The organism is Candidatus Baltobacteraceae bacterium, from assembly GCA_036489885.1.
In the GTDB taxonomy this organism is placed as follows: Bacteria; Vulcanimicrobiota; Vulcanimicrobiia; order Vulcanimicrobiales; family Vulcanimicrobiaceae; genus JAFAMS01.
On the sequence record DASXEW010000003.1, the window covers coordinates 423,243 to 443,355 of the forward strand.

The 20,113-nt window shown below is 57.0% G+C and carries 16 protein-coding genes; 8 read left to right on the top strand and 8 right to left on the bottom strand.

The annotated features are described in order from the left end of the window. Positions 1–82 precede the first annotated feature (82 nt). Together VGG22_07975 and VGG22_07980 are read right to left on the bottom strand one after the other, a co-directional pair. Positions 83–1,147 carry a DUF1611 domain-containing protein gene (locus VGG22_07975; protein HEY1728292.1) on the bottom strand — a complete coding sequence of 355 codons (1,065 nt, stop codon included), beginning with the start codon at positions 1,145–1,147 and terminating at the stop codon, positions 83–85. Beyond that, complete coding sequence (locus tag VGG22_07980) at positions 1,144–2,043, bottom strand: dihydrodipicolinate synthase family protein (protein ID HEY1728293.1); 900 nt, start codon at positions 2,041–2,043, stop codon at positions 1,144–1,146. Before VGG22_07980 ends, VGG22_07975 begins: the two co-directional genes overlap by 4 nt. Before the next feature lie 48 nt (positions 2,044–2,091). Between VGG22_07980 and VGG22_07985 the strand changes: the two genes are divergently transcribed. The 4 genes from VGG22_07985 to VGG22_08000 are packed head-to-tail and all read left to right on the top strand — an operon-like array spanning position 2,092 to position 6,797. Then, a complete protein-coding gene (locus VGG22_07985; GenBank protein ID HEY1728294.1) occupies positions 2,092–3,039 on the top strand; it encodes a proline racemase family protein in 948 nt (315 codons plus the stop codon). Further along, the gene (locus VGG22_07990) at positions 3,036–4,208 is read left to right on the top strand and encodes an FAD-binding oxidoreductase (protein ID HEY1728295.1); all 1,173 of its coding nucleotides are present in this window, start codon (positions 3,036–3,038) and stop codon (positions 4,206–4,208) included. The genes VGG22_07985 and VGG22_07990 overlap by 4 nt, the downstream gene beginning before the upstream one ends. Before the next feature lie 8 nt (positions 4,209–4,216). After that, a complete protein-coding gene (locus VGG22_07995; GenBank protein HEY1728296.1) occupies positions 4,217–5,740 on the top strand; it encodes an aldehyde dehydrogenase family protein in 1,524 nt (507 codons plus the stop codon). 1 nt (position 5,741) lies between these two features. Further along, positions 5,742–6,797, top strand: coding sequence for an acetamidase/formamidase family protein (locus VGG22_08000; protein ID HEY1728297.1), 1,056 nt, complete (start codon positions 5,742–5,744; stop codon positions 6,795–6,797). On the opposite strand, the gene VGG22_08005 is transcribed toward VGG22_08000, so the two are convergent. The 5 genes from VGG22_08005 to VGG22_08025 all read right to left on the bottom strand — a co-directional run bounded on the left by VGG22_08005 (position 6,771) and on the right by VGG22_08025 (position 14,388). After that, positions 6,771–7,031: an SRPBCC family protein gene (locus tag VGG22_08005; GenBank protein HEY1728298.1), complete on the bottom strand. Its 261-nt coding sequence runs from the start codon at positions 7,029–7,031 to the stop codon at positions 6,771–6,773. The genes VGG22_08000 and VGG22_08005 overlap by 27 nt on opposite strands. Positions 7,032–7,050: 19 nt before the next feature. Then, positions 7,051–8,553 (bottom strand): peptide ABC transporter substrate-binding protein, encoded by a 1,503-nt coding sequence (locus tag VGG22_08010; GenBank protein ID HEY1728299.1) that lies wholly within the window; start codon positions 8,551–8,553, stop codon positions 7,051–7,053. Positions 8,554–8,648: 95 nt separating this feature from the next. Next, complete coding sequence (locus VGG22_08015) at positions 8,649–10,379, bottom strand: CocE/NonD family hydrolase (GenBank protein HEY1728300.1); 1,731 nt, start codon at positions 10,377–10,379, stop codon at positions 8,649–8,651. After that, positions 10,376–11,608, bottom strand: a complete 1,233-nt coding sequence (locus tag VGG22_08020) for an FAD-dependent oxidoreductase (protein HEY1728301.1) — start codon at positions 11,606–11,608, stop codon at positions 10,376–10,378. The genes VGG22_08015 and VGG22_08020 overlap by 4 nt, the downstream gene beginning before the upstream one ends. A gap of 11 nt (positions 11,609–11,619) precedes the next feature. After that, positions 11,620–14,388, bottom strand: a complete 2,769-nt coding sequence (locus VGG22_08025) for a TonB-dependent receptor (protein ID HEY1728302.1) — start codon at positions 14,386–14,388, stop codon at positions 11,620–11,622. Positions 14,389–14,656: 268 nt separating this feature from the next. On the opposite strand from VGG22_08025, the gene VGG22_08030 reads away from it, so the two are divergent. Genes VGG22_08030 through VGG22_08040 form a run of 3 tightly spaced genes read left to right on the top strand, consistent with a single transcriptional unit; the run spans position 14,657 to position 17,914 of the window. Next, positions 14,657–15,349, top strand: a complete 693-nt coding sequence (locus VGG22_08030; GenBank protein ID HEY1728303.1) for a GntR family transcriptional regulator — start codon at positions 14,657–14,659, stop codon at positions 15,347–15,349. A gap of 7 nt (positions 15,350–15,356) precedes the next feature. After that, the gene (locus VGG22_08035) at positions 15,357–16,331 is read left to right on the top strand and encodes a hypothetical protein (GenBank protein HEY1728304.1); all 975 of its coding nucleotides are present in this window, start codon (positions 15,357–15,359) and stop codon (positions 16,329–16,331) included. A 35-nt stretch (positions 16,332–16,366) separates the two neighbouring features. Then, on the top strand, positions 16,367–17,914 hold the full coding sequence (locus VGG22_08040; protein HEY1728305.1) for a D-aminoacylase: 1,548 nt from the start codon (positions 16,367–16,369) through the stop codon (positions 17,912–17,914). Here VGG22_08040 and VGG22_08045 read toward each other — a convergent pair. Next, positions 17,907–18,992, bottom strand: coding sequence for a cis-3-hydroxy-L-proline dehydratase (locus VGG22_08045; protein HEY1728306.1), 1,086 nt, complete (start codon positions 18,990–18,992; stop codon positions 17,907–17,909). The genes VGG22_08040 and VGG22_08045 overlap by 8 nt on opposite strands. Before the next feature lie 294 nt (positions 18,993–19,286). Here VGG22_08045 and VGG22_08050 point away from each other — a divergent pair, with 294 nt between their 5' ends. Continuing rightward, positions 19,287–20,009 (top strand): GntR family transcriptional regulator, encoded by a 723-nt coding sequence (locus VGG22_08050; protein ID HEY1728307.1) that lies wholly within the window; start codon positions 19,287–19,289, stop codon positions 20,007–20,009. The last annotated feature ends 104 nt before the right edge of the window (positions 20,010–20,113 follow it).

Sequence of the window (20,113 nt, forward strand, 5' to 3'; positions counted from 1 at the left end):
GCGGGTGCCGAGCTCTGTTGCAGTGAGCGTCAACTCCTGCGATTCACAGGGGCGCCTATGAAATGCGGAAGACGTTACCGCCTCAGGCGGGCGTCATCTTGGCGCCCGACGTCTTCTTTATCGACGGCGCAATGGCGTCGTAAAGCGCGTGCGGCCCAAAGCGCACGACGTCATCGACGGGGAGCCGCGTCTCTTCTTCTGCGCGCCTGACTGCTTTGCGAGCGTCCTCATCGCTCCAGCCCTTTGTGTTTAGCGCAATCCCCACAACGCGCGCGGGTTTGACCCCGCCAGCAAGCTTCTCATAGAGTTCCACGAGATTCGACAGCGGCAAGACTGGGACGTTCGGGAAACCTGCGACGCTTTCGCGCGAGACGTCGTGCACGAGGAGGAGCGCGTCAGGCGCGGAGCCATGCAATAGACCAAGCGTGACCGCGGAATATGCAGGATGATTAATCCCGCCCTGTCCTTCTACGACCAGAAAATCGCCGCGTGTGGAGGCTTGTTCGACGAGCTGTTCTGCGGCTCCGGAGATAAAGTCAGCAATAACCCTGTCGACCGCAATCCCCCAACCGGCAATCATGATGCCGGTCTGCCCAGTCGGTACGAAAACGGCATCAACGCCGCGATCCTTTGCGGCGCGGACTAGCTCGAGCGATGCCGTCATTTTACCCGATGCGGCATCGCTACCGACGGTGAGTAAAATGCACGCTGGCAACTGGAACGCTTTGCCGGAAAAGATTGGGACCGCAGGGGGTTTGCGCACGTCCCAAATCGATGTGCCGGAGTTACTTGCCGCCGCAGAAAACTCGGGATCATCCGCGAGCATCTCATGAAGACCACTGACAATCTCCAGGCCCGCGCCGATCGCAATGATGATCTCGTCACGCCAATCTTTTGGCAGCGCGCCGCCTTTTGGCGCCAAGCCGATCAGCAACGACGTTGGGGAAAACGCGAGCGCTTCGCGAACCGAGGCAACGATCGGAATATCGCGTCCAAGGTGCGGCGCAACCTCGCGAGTATTGCGTCCCGCCAACTCCGGATCGATAACGGCAACCGTGAGATCGTCGGAGTACGCGATCACGCCATGTGCCGTTTTTGCGTAGTGCGTCGTGAACACGCCCGGCGCAAACGCGATGTATTTCCTCAAGCCGGAGCGCCGATTCGCCGCTTCAACCCCTCACGAATCACTTCGAGCGTCGTGGCTAACTCATCGCCGGTTAGCTCGAGGCGCGGTGGGCGAACACGCGTCGTCCCGCGTCCACATTCGGCTTGCACGAGCTTGATTAGCTGAATAAATTTCGGCTTCGTATCGAGCCCCAAAAGCGGTAAAAACCAATCGTACAAGGCTCGCGCGGCGGTGCGATCGCCGTTTCCGATCAAGGTGTAAAGCTCGACGGTTTCGCGTGGGAACGCGTTCACAAGACCCGCGACCCAGCCAACGGCACCTGCGTCGAAACCCTCCATAGCCAGATCGTCAAGACCAACGAAAATTGCTATCCTATCGCCCAGCATGCGCCGCAACTCCGCGACCCGGCGAATGTCGCCACTCGATTCCTTGACGGCGCGTAGATTCGAATGTCGTTTCGCCAATTCGACGATGCGGGCTGGAAGGACGTCGACGCCATAGGCAATCGGATTGTTGTAGAGCATGCAGGGTAACGACGTCGCCGTTATCAGCGCGACAAAATGCGTTTCGGTCTCGCGTTCATCACCACGGTAGACGTACGGCGGCAGGACCATGAGGCCGGCGCAACCGACGCGCTGCGACTCGCGGGCCAGATCGATGGCTTCAGCAGTGCTGAGGGCCGCAATTCCGGCTACGATCGGCACTCGACCGGCGACCGCGCGCACGCACGTCTGCAGAACGTCTCGTTTTTCGGCAAACGATAAGGTCGACGCTTCGCCGAGCGACCCTAATGGAATGATGCCATGGCAACCCTCATCGACAAGCCACGTAACATGGCTCGCCAGGGCTGAGTGGTCCACCAAAAGCTGGCCATCAAAAGGTGTCGTAATTGCCGGAAAGACGCCGCTCCAATTCATGCTATTCCTCCGCAGGACAAATCCTATAGGATTTCCTATATATCCTTTATGACGGCGACCACTTTGAGCGTCGTCGATTCGCACACCGAGGGCGAACCAACCCGTGTGATAGTCGACGGCTGGCCCGAGCTGCACGGTTCGACGATGGCCGCGCGACGCGATGAGTGCTCCCAAAAGTGGGATACTCTTCGCTCGGCCGCGGTTCTCGAACCGCGCGGCCATTCCGCGATCGTCGCCGCGATTCTCACGCCACCGGTTACTGCAAACGCAGTCGTCGGCGTAATCTTTTGCAACAACATCGGCTATATCGGCATGTGCGGTCACGGAACGATCGGCGTTGTCCGCACGCTCGAATTTCTGGGTCGAATCTCGCCTGGCCGAGTGTCAATCGATACGCCCGTCGGCACCGTCTCCGCTGAACTTAGCGACGACCATCACGTGACGATCGAAAATGTGCCGAGCAAATGTACGCAGCGCGACGTAAGACTCGAGGTGCCAGGTTTCGGCGTGATTACGGGCGACGTCGCGTACGGCGGCAATTGGTTTTTTATGGCGCAGGTGCCAGAACTCTCTCTTCGATTGGACAACGTTCCGGCGCTTTTGCGTGCATCGCTCGCCATTCGCGAAGCGCTTCGTCACGCGACGATTACGGGTGACGACGCTGCCGAGATTGATCACATCGAGCTCTTTGGAGCACCGTTACGTCCGGACGCCGACGCGCGCTCCTTCGTGTTGTGTCCGGGCGGAAGTTACGATCGTTCGCCTTGCGGGACAGGTACGTCAGCAAAAATGATGTCGCTTTACGAGCGCGGCAAGCTCGAGCTCGACGCACCTTGGCGTCAAGAGAGCATCACAGGAGGCCTCTTCGTCGGGAGCCTCCACAAGAGAAATGGGAGCCTTATTCCTAAGATCCGCGCTACCGCTCACATTACAGGCGAAGCAACGCTCCATCTTAGCAGCGACGATCCTTATCGATTTGGAATCGTCGGGACATGACGCTGCGTGTAGGCATTATTGGCGGGGGCGTGATTGGAAGTTCCATCGCCTACTTTCTCAGCGCGGATCCGGCGTTCGACGGCTCGGTCGCCGTTGTCGAGAAAGACTCAACGTACGAGATAGCGTCGTCCGCTCTCAGCGTAAGTTCTATACGGCAGCAGTTTTCGTCGGACATCAATATAAAAATCTCACAGTTCGGAATCGAGTTCTTGCGAAATCTTTCCGACTATCTCGGGACCGAGGACAACCGGCCTGATGTCGGATTGGTTGAGCGAGGCTACCTCTATTTGGTTGCGGATTCAGGTCTGCAGACACTTCGTCAAAATTACGAGGTTCAGCGTCAGAACGGTGTCGACGTCGCCTTACTCGATGTTAACGTTTTGCGCGAGCGCTTTCCGTGGATTGCCACTGACGGTTTAGCGCTTGGAAGTCTTGGACTATCCGGAGAGGGATGGTTCGACGGCTATCTCTTGCTGCAATCCTTTCGAAAGAAAGCGATGGCACAAGGCGTGGAATACGTCTCCGGCAACGTCGTCGACATTGGTGTCGTCGGCGAGCGCGCGCGCTCCGTTCATCTTTCAGACGGAACGCAATGCGACTTCGACGTTGTCGTCAATGCTGCCGGCCCATGGGCTGCAACAATCGCAGACATGCTCGACACGCCTCTCCCGGTTCGAGCGCGCCGGCGTTGTGTTTATCACTTTTCGTCTGCAGAGGAGACGCCGAATTGTCCGCTCGTTATCGACAAATCGGGAGTTTGGTTCCGTCCGGAGGGCAACGGGATTGTCTGCGGCTTCACTCCGGAACCCGAGGATGATCTAGACGGCATGGAGCTACGGGTCGACCACAAAGCGTTTGAAAATTTCGTATGGCCGACTCTCGCGGAACGCGTGCCAAGTTTCGACACCATTCGGGTTTTGAGGTCGTGGGCCGGTTATTACGAGATGAACACCTTCGACCAAACCGGCATCGTCGGGCGTCATCCCGCTTTGACGAACGTGTATTTCGCAAATGGCTTTAGCGGCCATGGACTTCAGCAGTCACCAGCGGTCGGGCGTGGTGTCGCGGAGTTGATCGCGCACGGTACTTATCAGACGCTCGACCTAACGCCACTTTCTTACGAACGTATCTTGCGAAATGAGCCTCTCTTGGAGCTGAACGTCATATGACCGACACGATGCAGCGTGCTGAACTCGCTGCCGAAGTAGCGAAAATACTCTCTGACCTCGGCGTGCGTCCGAGTGCTTCAGGCAAAAGCTCGCTCAACGTAACGTCTCCAATCGATGGACAAACGCTCGCGGAGATAGGAATGCCGGAAGCCGAGCAACGAGCGTCAGCCGTTCGTGACGCACAGGAGGCCTTTCTCCGCTGGCGCGAGGTACCTGGGCCACGCCGAGGAGAGCTCGTCCGACTATTCGGCGAGGAACTGCGCAAAGCGAAGACCGTTTTGGCGGGGCTCGTCACGATCGAAGCCGGCAAGATCACGACGGAAGGCTTGGGCGAAGTCCAAGAAATGATCGATATTTGCGATTTCGCGGTCGGTCTTTCACGGCAACTCTACGGACTGACGATCACATCCGAGCGTAGTCAGCACCGGATGATGGAGATGTGGAACCCGCTCGGCGTGGTCGGAATAATTTCGGCGTTTAACTTTCCGGTTGCGGTTTGGGCCTGGAACGCGGCTCTCGCCATCGTTTGCGGAAATTCCGTGGTGTGGAAGCCATCGGAGAAGACGCCTCTGTGCGCGCTCGCCGCTCAGGCGCTCTTCGAGCGCGCTTGTGCGCGATTCGGTGACGCGCCGCCGAATTTATCGTCTGTCATCCTCGGGGGAAGTGACGCAGCGCTGGAGTTGGCCGAAAATCCAGCGGTTCGACTCGTCTCCGCGACCGGATCGACAAAAATGGGCAGCGTCATCGGTCCGCGCGTTGCTGCTCGTTTCGGACGCAGCGTTCTGGAGCTGGGCGGAAATAACGGCGGAATAGTATGCCAATCTGCAGATCTCGAGCTCACACTGACCGCCGTCGCCTTTGGTGCGATGGGTACCGCAGGTCAGCGTTGCACGACGCTAAGGCGCTTGTTCGTTCACGAAGCGGCCTACGACACGTTCCTTGCACGTCTTAAGCGCGTTTACGGCGCTGCGCCGGTTGGTGATCCCCGCGATGGCCGGACACTGATCGGGCCTCTCATCGATGCTAGAGCATTCGAATCCATGCAGAAATCGTTAGAAGAGGCGCGCGGGTCCGGAGGCACGGTTTACGGCGGCGAGCGCGTCACGATCGATGCGCATCCGGACGGGTTTTATGTCAAACCAGCGCTCGTCGAGATGCCCTCACCGTCGCCGCTTTTAAGGACAGAGACGTTCGCGCCCGTACTCTACGTACTTTCGTTCCGCAGCCTCGATGAAGCAATACGCATGCATAATGACGTGCCGCAAGGTCTCTCGTCGTCGATCTTTACAACCGATCTTCGCGAATCAGAGATTTTTATGTCGGCGGTCGGATCTGACTGCGGCATCGTCAATGTAAATATCGGGCCATCAGGCGCTGAGATCGGGGGCGCCTTTGGCGGCGAAAAGGACACGGGCGGCGGACGCGTAGCCGGGTCGGATAGTTGGAAGAGCTATATGCGACGCGTCACGACAACGATCAACTTTGCGAAGACGTTGTCTTTGTCTCAGGGAGTCATTTTCGAGGTAGCGTAACGTGCGAGTCACCCCGAGCGCAAGTTGGCACAACCGTTGGCATCCCGACATTCCGTCGATTGAGACCGTTAAGCCGGGCGAGCTTGTCAAGATTGAAACGCGCGATGCGCTGAACGGCGAGGTCAAACCGGGTACGACTGCGGTGGATCTCGAGAACTTTCTTGGCACCGTCGTGCACCCGTTGACCGGACCGCTCCGCATCGAAGGCGCACGACCCGGCGATCTGCTTGCGGTGCATATCGAAAAAATCAAACCTGCAAAAACCGGCTACACGTGTTTTTTCGGACCCAATTTTGGATTCTTGCGCGACGTCTTCAACTACGTGGGAGTCGTGCACTGGGAGATCGACGGGAAGCGTGCGCGCTCGCCGGAGATTCCCGGTATCGTCATTCCCGGCGCGCCGTTTATGGGCGTGATGGGCGTTTCGCCGTCGCACGAGCTCTTGAAGCTCGCCACGTCGCGGGAGGCCGAGCTGAAGAAACGCGGATTTCCGGTCGATCTTCCCGATTCACGTGACGCAATGCCGCCGGACGAACCAATCGCGAGTACGGCGTTGCGCACGATTCCGCCGCGCGAGAACGGCGGCAACATCGATATCAAGCAGCTCATCGCGGGAACGATTTTGTACCTGCCCGTCCTCGTCGACGGCGCGAACTTCTCAACGGGCGACGCACACTTCGCGCAAGGTGATGGTGAATCGTGCGGGGCCGCGATCGAGATGGCCGCAACCGTGCACGCGCGCTTCGAAGTACTCAAAGGTGAAGCAAAGCGCCGCGAGCAGCGCGAGCCATCATATTCCGGAGCGTACGCGCACGATAGGGTTCGCGCGCCCGGTAAACCGTACTACGCCACGACCGGTTCGGCTGAGGAAATGAGCCTGGCCGCGCGCAGCGCCCTGCTGGCGATGATCGCATACCTCGTGGACGCACGCGGTTTCACGCAGGACCAGGCCTACTGCATTTGCAGCGTTGCCGTCGATTTGCATGTCAGCCAAATCGTCGACATGCCGAACTTCACCGTCTCGGCGTTCCTACCGCTCGATATTTTCACCCGGTAGATGGTGCAAATACCAGCGATCGAATTCAGCCACAAAGGGTTCCGACGCAACCACTAAACCCGGCGTGTAAACTGACGAGTTAATCCCTTTTTGGACATTGTCGACGAGAATCTTATCCTCTTTGACCGTTATCTCAAAGATGGTCGAAACGACCTCGGTATCATAATCGACGTAGAAATGCCGCGGAAATGACATTCCGATCGCATTCGAAGGCAATTGAGTGGCGCTGCTCATGCTCGCATTCCTTTTTCAATCAGTTTCGTGAGGTTTTCGACCATTTCCACATGTTGACCCACGGCGACTCGTTGGAGGGTTCATAGCCGCCCACGCCGCTCGAGAGAACGGCGATGTTTTGCAACTGATATAGCGCAACAAAAGCTGCACCTCGATCGAGCGCCTGCTGCATTGCGTCGTTGGTACGCTCCAAGGCGACCGGATCGAACGCTCGTAGGCTCGCTTCGTACGCGGAATCCAACGCAGCATCACAGAGGCGCGTGAAGTTAAATCCGGCCGGGGGCCTCTGTGCGCATGTAAACGTCAAACCCTCTTCGAGCGGAGAGTTTACGAACGTGTTGAGCGCAAGATCGAATTTGCCGCCGAAGAGCGGCCCATCGGGTGGTGGTTCAAAGAACTGGATTCGATTGTACATGCGAACATTTAGCGGAATTCCAACGCTACGAAGTTGGCCTTGAATCTGGGTTGCGATAATGCTCTGGATTAGGGACCCGGTCGAGCTGATGAGGGTGAGTTGAAGTCGCTGACCGTTTTTCGTGCGAATGCCGTCTGCGCCCGTACGCCATCCTAGCCTGTCAAGCGTCGACCGAGCCGCCGCCGGATTGAACGACAGGCTCGTCGCTCCCGAATACGTTTCTCCCCAATACCCGCGCAGTGCGTTGCGTGAGTGAAATTGGCCTTGGGTCGCTCTATTCACAATAAACGGGATGTTGAGCGCTTCAATGATAGCCAAGCGCAGTTGAGGACTCGTAAGCGACGCGGTGTTCAGGAGAACGGCATCGAATCCTAACATCGGCGTCAGGACAACCTTTAGTCCATTGATGTTTTGAAGCTGCTCGATAAGGAGTGGATCCAGAAGATCCGGCGCCATGTCAATTTCGTGCGTTCGCAGTTCGTTAACGATCGTCGTCTCTGCCGGTATGAACTTAAACGTCATATGCGAGATCGCCGGACGCCCCTGAAAATAATCATCGTTTGCGGCAACCTCGAGGCGATCGCCGTGGTGCCAGGTCACCAGCTTAAATGGACCTGAACCGACCAGGTGCGTTGAGAAATCGGCTTGATTTAAGTCTGGATACTTCTCCCAAATATGCGCGGGCAATATCGGATAGTTCGTGTCGAGCGAGAGAAAAGCGGGCACGAAATTCGCAAAGGGATGCCGCAGACGAACAACGATGGTCGTACGATTCGGGGCCGTGACCGAAGCTATCTCGGTGTAGCCCTCTCGCACCGGCAAATTGGTCTTCGGATTCATGATTGCGTGAAACGTGAAGACGCAATCCGATGCGGTCAAAGGAACGCCGTCTTGCCAACGTATTCCCGGCTTGAGGTGGTACGTTATTCGCAATCCGTCGCGCGATAGGCCCCCGTTCTCGATCGTCGGAACCTCGGTCGCCGCCTCGGGCACCGGCCTTCCCCGTGCGTCTCGAATGAAGAGATACGAGTAGAAGAGTTCCGAGACGAAGGGCGACAACTGGCCGGTGACGAGGAGTGGGTTGAGCGACGTTGGCTCAATGCTCATGGCCACGGTCAGCGTTCCGTCTTTAGATGCCGGTCGGGAACAACCGCACTGCAGGCTGCACAGGATGAGCGCCACCAGCGCGAGGATGCGGCGAATTACTGCATCCATTCGCGCAAGACGTCATCCGAGATTACCGTAGTGTTTGGGTTTCCAACAGGCAGAAGAATGTAGCTTGCATGTGGCGGCTTGTGAAACACGGTCACATTCGCGACACGCGCATCGGCCGCAGTCTCCCACATGACGTCACCGCCTGAGTTATAATTTTTTTGATTGTAAGGCGTGTTCGGGCTTGAGACGACGAAGCGGAAACGGCTATACCGCGCAATGAGCCGTGACTGAAATGCCAGCCGGTCGAACACGTACTCGATCGGTACGCCGGGTTCCGGAAACTCGGCCTCTCTGAACGACCGGCGATAGCGTGCGCGAAGCAATGTCTCCCCAAGAATTAGGCTTTCACCGGTCGGAAGAATTTGATACAGCGAGACGCGAAAATCGGCGTCCGGCACGTCGAGCGCAATCCAGAGATGGATCTCGATAAAGCCGGCTAAGAACATCGCCTCCGGCAGTGGGTCGGTGTGGTATATCAACCCATTTCCAAAGGTGTTCAGCGCGAGTGTTTGATCGAACAATGTTATCGGTGTAACTAAATCAATTGGTCCGATAAGGTCGGCAGGACGCGTGTCTAACGGGTCGTTTTGATAGGTCGCCGCCGGCGATGCGGAATCGGTTTCGTCGAGGCGCCCGGAATAGAAAACGTCATTTGCCTGACCATTCCGAGAATGTAAGAATAGGGTCTTTCGCGATTGGGTGACATCTTCGATTCGATCCGCGGTACGCCATGACTCCTCGCCGGTCACGTAATAAACGACGCGATGCTCCATAAGTGACGGCTTTTCGCGTCCTTGCATGATCCATTGATACCAGGCCACGTGCAAAGCATTGAGATCGAGCAACGCCTTCGCAAATTTCAGACCGCCTACTTCGGGCCGCGGGTTTTGAGCGCCGGCGTGATCCCACGGACCGAGGAGGAGATGGTGAGCGGGTGCTACGCCGCCCGCAGCGGCGTTATGTCGCGTGTAATACTCCACGGTTGCAACCAAGGCATCGTCGTATAAGCCGCCGATCGTCAAGACCGGCATTGTGATTGCCTCAAATTCGGCTGTCGACGGAACCTGCAGATCCCAGTATGCGTCCATGGTCTGATGCGCAATCCACGTATCAAAGATCCGAGACTGATTCCCGGATAGGTTTGCGAGTTCGCCGAAGGGTCGGTGTTCGAGATACAAGCGCCTATAGACGTCCAGCCAATAATCTTGATCGTCGATCGCGTTGAATTGAGGCGAACGTCCTCCCGTTAATGCCAACCACTGGACGTAGAACGGTGTGAAGCTTCCGCCGACAGCAGGATGGTCAATGCCCGCCATGGACGGCACGCACGGAGCAATCGTCCGGAGATGACTGGGACGTTCAGCTGCAGCAAGCCACTGAGCCATGCCGAGGTAGGAACCTCCCCACATTGCGACGTTCCCGTCGCACCACGATTGGTTTGCGCTCCACTCGATAACATCACTACTGTCGTGCCGTTCATGGACATGCGGCTCAAAGACTCCGTCAGATTCTCCGCGTCCTCGGACGTCGACAACGACAACATTTAGCCCGTGCTCGGCAAAGTAGCGACTCTTTGCGTGCGTACGATCGACACCGTAAGGTGTCATAACGACGATCGTCGGATGGACGCCCATATCTGCAGGATGATAGATAGATGCAGAAAGCAACGCGCCGTCGCGTATCGGAATGCGAGAATTCCACTTGACCGCGAAGCTCACAGGCCGAATCGCCCCGGAAGCATTTCATTCGGTAGCTCAGCGACACCGTCCAAAAGGTCGCCGGCAATTGCTTCACCCGTTGCCGGTGCAAGAGTGATTCCCAAACCTGCATGTCCCGTTGCGAAAGCCAGGTTCTCGATCCGGCTTGACGATCCAATGATCGGCAGTCCATCGGGTGTGAGGGGTCGGAAACCCGACCACGGTTCACCTTCGTGGATAATCGAAGGGCCCTCGAGATATAATTTACAGGCTTTATGTATCTTATCGAGCCGCCGAGGATCGATACTCGGGTCATATCCGTGAAAGTCGTGGCCTGTGGTAGCACGAGTTACATCATTGAGTGGAGTCAGTGACACGTGTTCCTCACAGAACAGCAACGCAGTGCGTGGATTCCGTTCTAGTCGGATGTCGAAACTGTAGCCCTTAGCGGGCTGCATCGGAATATCTAAGCCAACACTTCGGGCAACGAATGTGCTCCAACATCCGGCTGCGATGACGACGCGATCCGCCTCAATCAACCTCGCCTCCGTTTGAACCCCTCGGGCCCGCTTTTCTTCGAGCGCAATCCCGACTGCTCGCGTCTTTATGACCTCAGTGCCGTGCTTGACGGCACGCTCGGCCAGCATTCGCACAAAATTCAAGGGTTGCAGACGTCGATCATCGGGATACCAGACGGCTCCGACCACGTTACTTGAAAGTGTTGGCTCGTGGGCGCGAGCTTCGTTTCCATTGAAAACGACTGAAGAGACCCCGACCCGCTTGAGGCGGCCTGCGAGCGATACCATCCGATTCTGCGATCGACTGCTGAGAGACGCGTACATGGTCCCAAACTTCGCGAAATCGACGTCCGCCGGCGCATCGGCAAGAAGCTCATCGTAGAGAGCGAGACTTCGTTGCGAGAAACCCGCCAGGATCGCGAGCCCTCTGTCGACGATCGTCTTTCGCGTTGAGAGAAGAAACCTGACGATCCACCCCAACGAGCTGCTGTCGAGCGGCAGCCGCACATCGATCTGCGAGTGCAGGCGCAAAAGAGAACGGAGGCCTTCCATTGCGTTCGCAAAGTTTGCAAGCGGCAACCCGTAGCTTGGGACGACGAGGCCCGCATTTCCGAATGACGCTCCGTGGCCGATCTCATTCGCGTCAAGAACGGTCACCTCCGCACCACGCCTACTAAGGGAATACGCGATCGACATGCCGATGGCTCCCCCGCCAACGACTACGACGTGCATCCGTGAATCTTTTACTGACCAACTTTCAAATGGTAGTCGAGGCGAACGTTCGTCGGTCCAATATTCCCGGCTTGCGTCGCCCCTTGAAGACCATTGACGAGCGGTACCGGAATCCCCGCGAAAATATTCGGCGTGATCGTACTATAGGCGCCCGTCAAGTTATATGCCGAGAGGACGAGTGAGGAACGTTGCCCGATCGGATACCGAAAGCTGGCGCTCACGACTTCGAAGGCCGGTTCGTTGTACTGGTTATTGTTCCCATAATAAGTCATGCCGACTGCGAGGTGAACTGCGTTCGAGAACGTGTAGTTGACCTCTCCATATCCCTGCGCGTAAGGGACCCTGCCGTAGGACATGCCGTTGTAGCCGTTACCGCTGGTCTGGAAATTGACGTACGGTAGGATGCCCAAGTTCGTGGTATTGGGTCCGGCGCTCGTATTATAGAAACCGGCCGGCAAGTCGTACGGATAGGCGCGAATAAGCGAGAAATTCGCTGTGAAACCAACACCTTTTGGAACCGCACGCCGCGCGGAGAATTCGATTCCCGCGTACTGCGAGTGACCTAAGTTCGCTGTTTGCGTGTCATACAACGGAGCCGTAATGCCCGCATTTGCGCCTGACGTTGCTGTGTAGCTTCCGTTCGCTGTCGTCGCCGACAAGAACTGATTGCGAAGGACCGATTGATAGAGATCGGATGATATGACCGTGCCACCAAGGTTGGGTAACCGTTGATCGACTCCAATATCCCAGCCAAAAGCGGTTTCCGGTGCGAGCTGGCCGGAACTGACTTGTTGCGTATACAACGTCGCCGCACCGTAGTTATCGCCCACCGGTGGTCCGCTCGGAATGCTGAGTAACGAAATGTAAGGCGGTGCTATCGACGAGCCGGCCGACGCTCGCCATGAAGTGTTGAAATTCGGACGCCATGTAAACGCGATACGCGGTCCAAAGAACGTGTGCGTCGAATCTGAAAAGCTGGTGCCACCGTCAGGTGAATAATGCACGGTATAGTCGATGAAGTAGTTGCTGAGTACGCCCTGCAGCGTCGGACTCAATTGAAAGATTCCCCGAGCCAAGATTGTCTGAAAAAGTTCGCTTGAGCCGGGGGCTATCGTGACGGCTGGAGGGTTATCAAAAAATGAATTCGCCTGTCCCGCTCCAAAAGCGTACGAGTCGTATGTATTTCGGTCGTATGAAACCGTATAGAGATTCTCCCCGCCCGGCAGGTTGAGCTCAATAGATTCCCCGCGGAAGTGATCGGAAGTTAGGTTATAAAAGGCCGTATCTGTTTGAGAAACGGTCACCGGTGTGTTGTTGAAGATCGTCGGCGTGGTGTTATTACCGAGATAAATCCCGCCATTTGCGAGAGCGTTAAACGTGAACGTCGTGCCAAACGGATAATTGTAATTCAGGCCGTTCGATGCGCCGCTATAGAAACGCGCAAGCAACGTCGCGTTACCAATTGTCGTGCGCAGCTCAGACTGAAACAGTCCTTGATTTGACGTCTGCCAGACCGGATAGTACGTGTAGTCATTGTAGGGAATGAGGCTGCCGGCGACGGGTTGATTTCCCGAAGGCACATAGCCGGCCGGTGGATCGAAAAAACTCGTCGCGTCGATCTCTGTCGAAGCTGCATTCCAAAGCGCCTGTGCCCCTAAGTAACTCGCCGTCAGCGAGGTCGACGTCGAGAAATTGAATTTGAGTTTCGCCAGCTCGGCACGCTCGCTGAACGTGCTTGGGACCCCGGTGCAGCAGAACTCGAGTGGGAACGCACCCATGTAACTGCTCTGTACGTTGGGATTCCCCGCGCCAAATGTGTAGGGACAATTCGCACCAGCCGGAGCATTGCCGCAAATTGTTTGCCCATTAATGGTGGGCGCCGAAAGAATATCGGTTGTCCCTGCCCACTTCTGGCCTTGCACGGGTCCGGGACTGCCGCCCGTGACATAGTCGAAGGCGTAACCGAGCTTGCCGCCGAGCGTCGTTCCTGTCGCACGGTAATTTGACGTCACTCCGCCATACCGATCGGAGCCGATATCAAGCCCGAACTGCGCAAGCTTCGTCGGATCGATTGTCCGATAGTTTACGCTACCGCCAATCGCGTAATTGATCTCCGGAGCAAGTGCGCCCGGGCCCTTGATCACCTCGACATCTTGCAAGAAGTACGGATTGATAAAGTTCGGCGTATAGTATCCTGAGGAACCAACGTTAACAGGGTGACCATCCAGCAGCGTCTCGGTTTCGTACGGCAGAGCCCCACGAATCTGCACCGCGCTTTGCACACCCATTACCGCATTGTTTGAATTCGCCTGACAAAAACCGCACGTGGTTGTAACGACGCCGGGCGTCTCGTTTAAGACGTTCATCACTTGCATTTGGCCCTGATCGATGAACGTTTGGCTCGAGATCACGTCGACAGCCGCCGGTGACGTGTTCAGCTGAATAGCGCTTGCGCTGACGGTAACGTGCCCAATTTCACGCAACGACGAGAACGACGCGGCGGTTAGCGAAACCGTCAGTGAGACGCTAGCTCCCGAGACTACAGCGATGTCCTCTTGTGTTACCGACGTGTAGCCTGGCTGAGACGCTTCGACAGAAAAGATGCCCTGCGGCAAGTTGATGAACTGAAAATGCCCGGCGCTATCGGAGGACGTCGTCTGGGTAACCGGCCCGCGTAACAGCAAATGCACGCCCGACATCGGCCGGCCATCGCCGGCGCTAACAGTGCCGGATATGGCACCGGTAACCGGCTGCGCATCTACCGGGCGAGCGAAGGTCACAAGGACAATTACCACGAGCAGCGCCTGCAACCAGAAAGATCGCTTCGTCGTCCGAGGGTAGCAATAATGAGAGCGCATAGAAAAATAGCTCCCCCCGTTAAAGGGACGTTTGGTTTGGAATCGGCTTCCGCCGCGGGAAACCGGACTTATCCATGCTTGACGAGAGTTTTATGTAACGTTATGCTTATGCATAATATGTTATATGTAACATAACGTCAATACGCTATCGACGAGTGGCCAAGGGCACCACGGAGATGAGGTACATTTGATGTTGAATGCCGCCGACGGTCTTGGAAATCTGCGGATCCAAGCGGCTTCAATGATTCGCGCGTGGCTTTTGACGGGCGATCTCGAGCCCGGGAAGCTTTATACCGTTGCGGATTTTGCCGTGAAGCTCAAGGTCTCGGCGACTCCAATCCGTGAGGCGCTCTTTGATTTGGCCAACGAAGGTCTCGTCGAGCCGGTAAAAAACCGGGGCTTTCGTGTGTTGACGCTGACCGAGCACGACCTTGATGAGATCTTCGAGCTCAGAACGTTGCTCGAGGTTCCCGCTGTCCGCAAGATCGCGCAAAAAGGCCTCGGCGAGAGCGCAAAGTCTCTGAAGGCGCTGATCAAGGAAGGTCAACGGTACGCTGCTGACGGCGATCTGCCACACTTCCTGGAGTCGGATCGCCGGTTCCATCTCAGCCTCCTGGAACTCAGCGGCAATCATCGTTTATGCACGATCGTCGCGCGTTTACGCGATCAGACAAGGTTGTGGGGATTGCCCAAGCTTGCGGAAGTTGGCAATCTCGTGCCGTCCGCGCGCGAGCACCTCGAGCTTCTCAATGCTCTTGAGGAAGGCGACGGTGACGCCGCATCAGAGACGCTGATGCACCATCTGAAGCATACGCGAGGCATTTGGGCCGGGAAGCCTGAGTCTGTAAAAACTGTAAAAACGACGCTCGCGCCGCGACGCTGACCGTCGATTGTACATTGTAACTGCCGAACAGGTTCGACGCCTCGTTCCAATCGGCGATGCCATCAGAGTCACGAGAGAAGCCTTTATCGCGGCTTCCGAACGGCGTTTACAACAACCTCAGCGGCTCAGCACAGACGATGGCAGCGTGCTGGCAATGGTCGCGCGCGTCGCGCCCGCGACGGATACCGTTGTCAAAATCGTTTCCGTCTATCCGCACAACCGGACGAGTTCGCTTCCCACGATCCATTCGACCGTGTTATGGCTCAACGGCAACACCGGAGAACTGGAAGCGCTCATCGAGGGAAGCACGCTCACGGCGATCCGAACCGGTGCCGCCTCGGGCGTTGCAGCGGACGTATTGGCGCGCCGCGATGCGACGTCCCTTACGATGATCGGCGCAGGACGGCAGGCACCAGATCAGATTCGGGCGATCTGCACCGTACGCGACATTAGAACGGTGCATGTTGTGAGCCGCTCGAACAACAGTAGCTCTCAGCTGGCGGATCAGATGGCCATAGAGATGCCCGCGATCAGATTTGACGCGACGACCGACCTCTCGAGCGCAGTCAACGATGCGGACATTATCGCGTGCGCGACAACATCTCTCGAACCGGTCTTTGACGCCTCCCACGTGAAACTCGGGACCCACATTATCGGCGTTGGATCGTACGCAAGAGAAATGCAAGAGCTGCCGGCGGAGATCTTCGGAAAGGCAGCTATCATCGCGGTCGATCAGCTTCACGCATCATCAATCGAAGCGGGTGATCTGATCGCCGCGATCGAGAAGGGCTATCTCACCAAAGACCGTCCGGTCGAGCTCGGGACGCTGATAAAAGAATCCTGTGTTCCGCCTCGGGATGCGATCACGATATTTAAATCTGTCGGCATCGCCGCACAGGATTGGATGCTTGCGAATCTGCTGATGGAGCGCGTGCTCGCCACGACGCGTGGACTAAGCGGCGTAACGCTGCTGGACGCATGACGAGCCGCTCCACGACAGTAATCGCCGGCGGGAAAGTGCTCGATGGACTGGGTGGCGCCGCGCAGGACTGCGACGTCTATATCCGAGACGCGCGCATTGATGATCTTCGCCCCCATTCGGACAGCCATAGAGGCTACGACGTCATTGATGCTGCGGGGCTAACTATAACTCCAGGCTTCATCGACACCCACTCTCATGCCGATAATGCTCCGTTCGTTCATGAGAACGACACGATGAAGATTCTCCAAGGCGTCACGACAGAAGTTGTCGGCAATTGCGGTTTCAGTCTCGCGCCGGTTTCGTTTGAATGGCGTGAAGAGCATCAGAACATGGTTTCCGCATGGCCGCACAGTTTTGCGGGTTCTTCGTTTGCGGAGCTACTTGCAGAGACCGATAAGCTCGGCTACATGTCCAACTATGTCCCGCTCGTTGGACACGGTGCGATACGGCTGGCAGCGATGGGTATGGACAACCGGGAGCCGACTCGACAAGAGCAAATCCGGATGGAAGTGCTTTTGGAAGCAGCGCTCGATGCGGGCGCATTCGGCATGTCGACCGGCCTCGTCTATCCTCCAGGAGTCTTCTCGAAAACGGACGAGATCGTGAACCTCGCAAAACGTCTTCGACCGCATTCGATTTATGCGTCGCATATTCGAGGCGAAGGTTCAACTCTTTTGGAAGCCGTCGCCGAAGCATTGCAGATTGGAGAGTCCTCAGCGAGGCGCCTCGTTCTCTCTCACCACAAGGCGACAGGCAAGCGGAACTGGGGCGCGACGGAGCGCTCATTACAGCTCATACAAGACGCTCGAGATCGTGGCGTCGACGTCTATCAAGACATGTATCCGTACACGGCCGGCTCAACGTTTCTATCCGCGCTAATACCGCCCGAGTTTCACGAAGGCGGCAAAAAGATGCTGCTGTCGCGTTTAACCGATCGGTCCGAGTTGCAGCGTATTCAAAAGCGTCTTGACGAATCGCCGACAAGCGGTTTTCAAAATACACTATTCGAGTCGGGCTATGAATCCGTGCTGATATCTTTGACCAACAGCAGGAAATTCGAGGGACAAACGTTAGTCGAGGCAGCTCGCAGTTTGGGTAGGTCTAACTTCGATACACTCATCCATATTTTGGTTACAGAAGATCTTTCGCCGCAGATGATCGTGTTCTTCATTGATGAGAACGACATCGAACGCGTAATGCGCAATAAACGCACCGCATTTGGGTCCGATGGAGCGTTTCCGGGAACCATCGGAAAGTCGCATCCGCGAACGTTTGGTACTTTTCCGCGTGTCCTTTCGCGTTATGTCCGCGACAAGGCTGTCCTTACGTTGGAGGAGGGAGTACGCAAAATGACCAGCCTGCCGGCTGAGATGTTCCATCTCGGCGAGGTCGGGCAGATTGCACCTAGTAAGCTGGCCGATCTCGTCGCGTTTGATGCCGCAACGATCTCGGACGATCTCGACTATCGGGATCCCGTACGACTGCCAAAAGGAATCGCTTGGGTCATGCAGAGCGGCCAAGTCGTTGTTAAAGACAATCAATTTTGGGGTGCGCGCCGCGGCCGTCGTTTCGAACCTAAATAGGTTCTCCAATACTCTCCAGTACCGTTATGCCGAGTCCCGGAGCGGTTGACGCAGCGAGACGACCGTTTTTTCGAATGGGAGCGCCATCGGCCGTCCGTAGCGTGACGTAGCTGTTGAAGTCGGTCGATGAGAACAGCAGTCGCGACGGCGTGCTGTGGGCGAGGTGTGCGATCGCGGCAGTGATAATATCGCTGCCCCACTGATCTTCGATCGTCATCGCGATGCCGAGCGAGATGCACACATCGCGGATCTGTCGCGCCTTCGTGAGTCCGCCGACCTTAGATATCTTGAGGTTGATCGCGTCCATCGCGTGGTCTGCGTGAGCACGAAGAAGCGCAGCAATACCGTCGATAACCTCATCGAGGATGAAGGGCCGGTCCGTCTTGCTGCGTACCGCAAGGCATTCTTCATACGTGGCGCAAGGCTGTTCAATGTAAACATCGAGTGCGCGAACCGCGTCGACCACGCGGACTGCTTCATGCTGGGTCCAACCGCCGTTGGCGTCGGCGACGAGCACATCCCCGGGAGCGAGTGCCACCGCGACAGCGCTGATTCGCTCAATGTCGAGATCAGGCTCACCGCCAACCTTGAGTTGGAACTTGCGATACCCTTCGTTGCGGTACGACTTGACGCTGCGCACCATCGCTTCCGGCGACTCTTGCGAAATAGCTCGATAGAGTGCATAATCCTCGCCGCAGCGGCCACCGAGCAGCGTGACTATAGGCAGATCGGTTGACTTCCCGAGGATATCCCAGCAGGCGATGTCGATGGCCGACTTCGCATATCCGTGGCCGCGAAGTGCTTCGTCCATGCGGCGATTGATGTTGCCGAGTTCTCGCGGATCTGCACCGATCAGGGCCGGCGCCAATATCGCAATCGCGGCTCGCGCGCCCTCCGGAAAAGCCGGTAGATACGCCGGCAGCGGGCAGAACTCGCCGTAACCCGAGACGCCCGCGTCGGTATCGATCCGGACGATGGTAGAATCGAACGTCATCGCGACGCGGCCGCCGGAGAAACGATAGGCGCCTTCGTTAAGCGGAAGGTCGACACGATAGACTTGAATGTTACTGATGCGCACGCCGGGTGGCTTCGTCTGCGCTATACCATATCCTATAGGATTTTCTATAGGGTTCATGGGACCAAAAAGCGCCGCGTGGCGAGGCGCGCGACGAAGAACGTGGGCCGACGCGCCAATGACTACCATGTATGACGCCTCCGCGTCATCAAAGAGCTTGGCGAGCATCGAAAGCCAGGTTGCGAAGCTGCTCACCAGCCTACTCAGTGCTTCGGAGGCTACTCCGCGCCAGGTCATTAGGCCACGAGGTTAGCGCTTGCGGTTGTGCGATCCTATAGGATTTCATATAGTAGGCCTGTGGCAAAGAAGCTTACTACTCGGAGGGTCGCGCTAAGCCCGGTTGCGTCAATTCGAAGGTCAATCGCGAGCGGCGCATTTCGCGAAGGCGAACCATTGCGTCAAGACGACCTAGCTGAACGCTACGGAACCAGCACTATCCCGGTGCGCGAGGCGCTGCGTCAGCTCGAAGGCGAGGGGCTCGTCCGCTTTCTACCCAACCGCGGCTTCGTCGTGTCGGCTTTAAGCGCAGCCGAAATTCGCGAACTGTGCGAAAACCGCGTCTTACTCGAATCGCACGCGCTGCGCCTCGCAATTCCCTACCTCAGTCGGGTTACTCTCAGTCGCGCGGCACAGATATTGGATGCTTCGGACCAGGATACAAACTACGTACAAACTTGGGGCGACCGCAACTGGGAATTTCACTCGACACTCTATTCCGCTTCGAAGCGCCCACTGTTGCTCGGCATGATCGAACGTATGCACGTGCACGTCGATCGTTATCTGCGTGCCCACGTTACGCTTGCGAATTATCGCGACCAGGGCCAGAGGGAGCACCGTGCCATCTTACGCGCCTGCCGCCGTAAGGACGTCGAAACCGCTCTGGCTTGTTTGCGCTCTCACATCCTCGACGTGGCAGACGTGCTGTGCCCTATCCTCGAGCAACGCGAAGCGCTACACGTTCTCACCGATAGGCCTCGCCGGCTCACACGGCCAGCCTCGCGCGTCGCGACCCGGAGCTGACACTCGACGCATTTAGGTTGGTCGGAGGGGATGCGTCGAAGTTCGACGGCGCCTATGAGTCGGGAATCCGGCGCGATGCACGTTTTGCCGGAGTTGCCAGCATC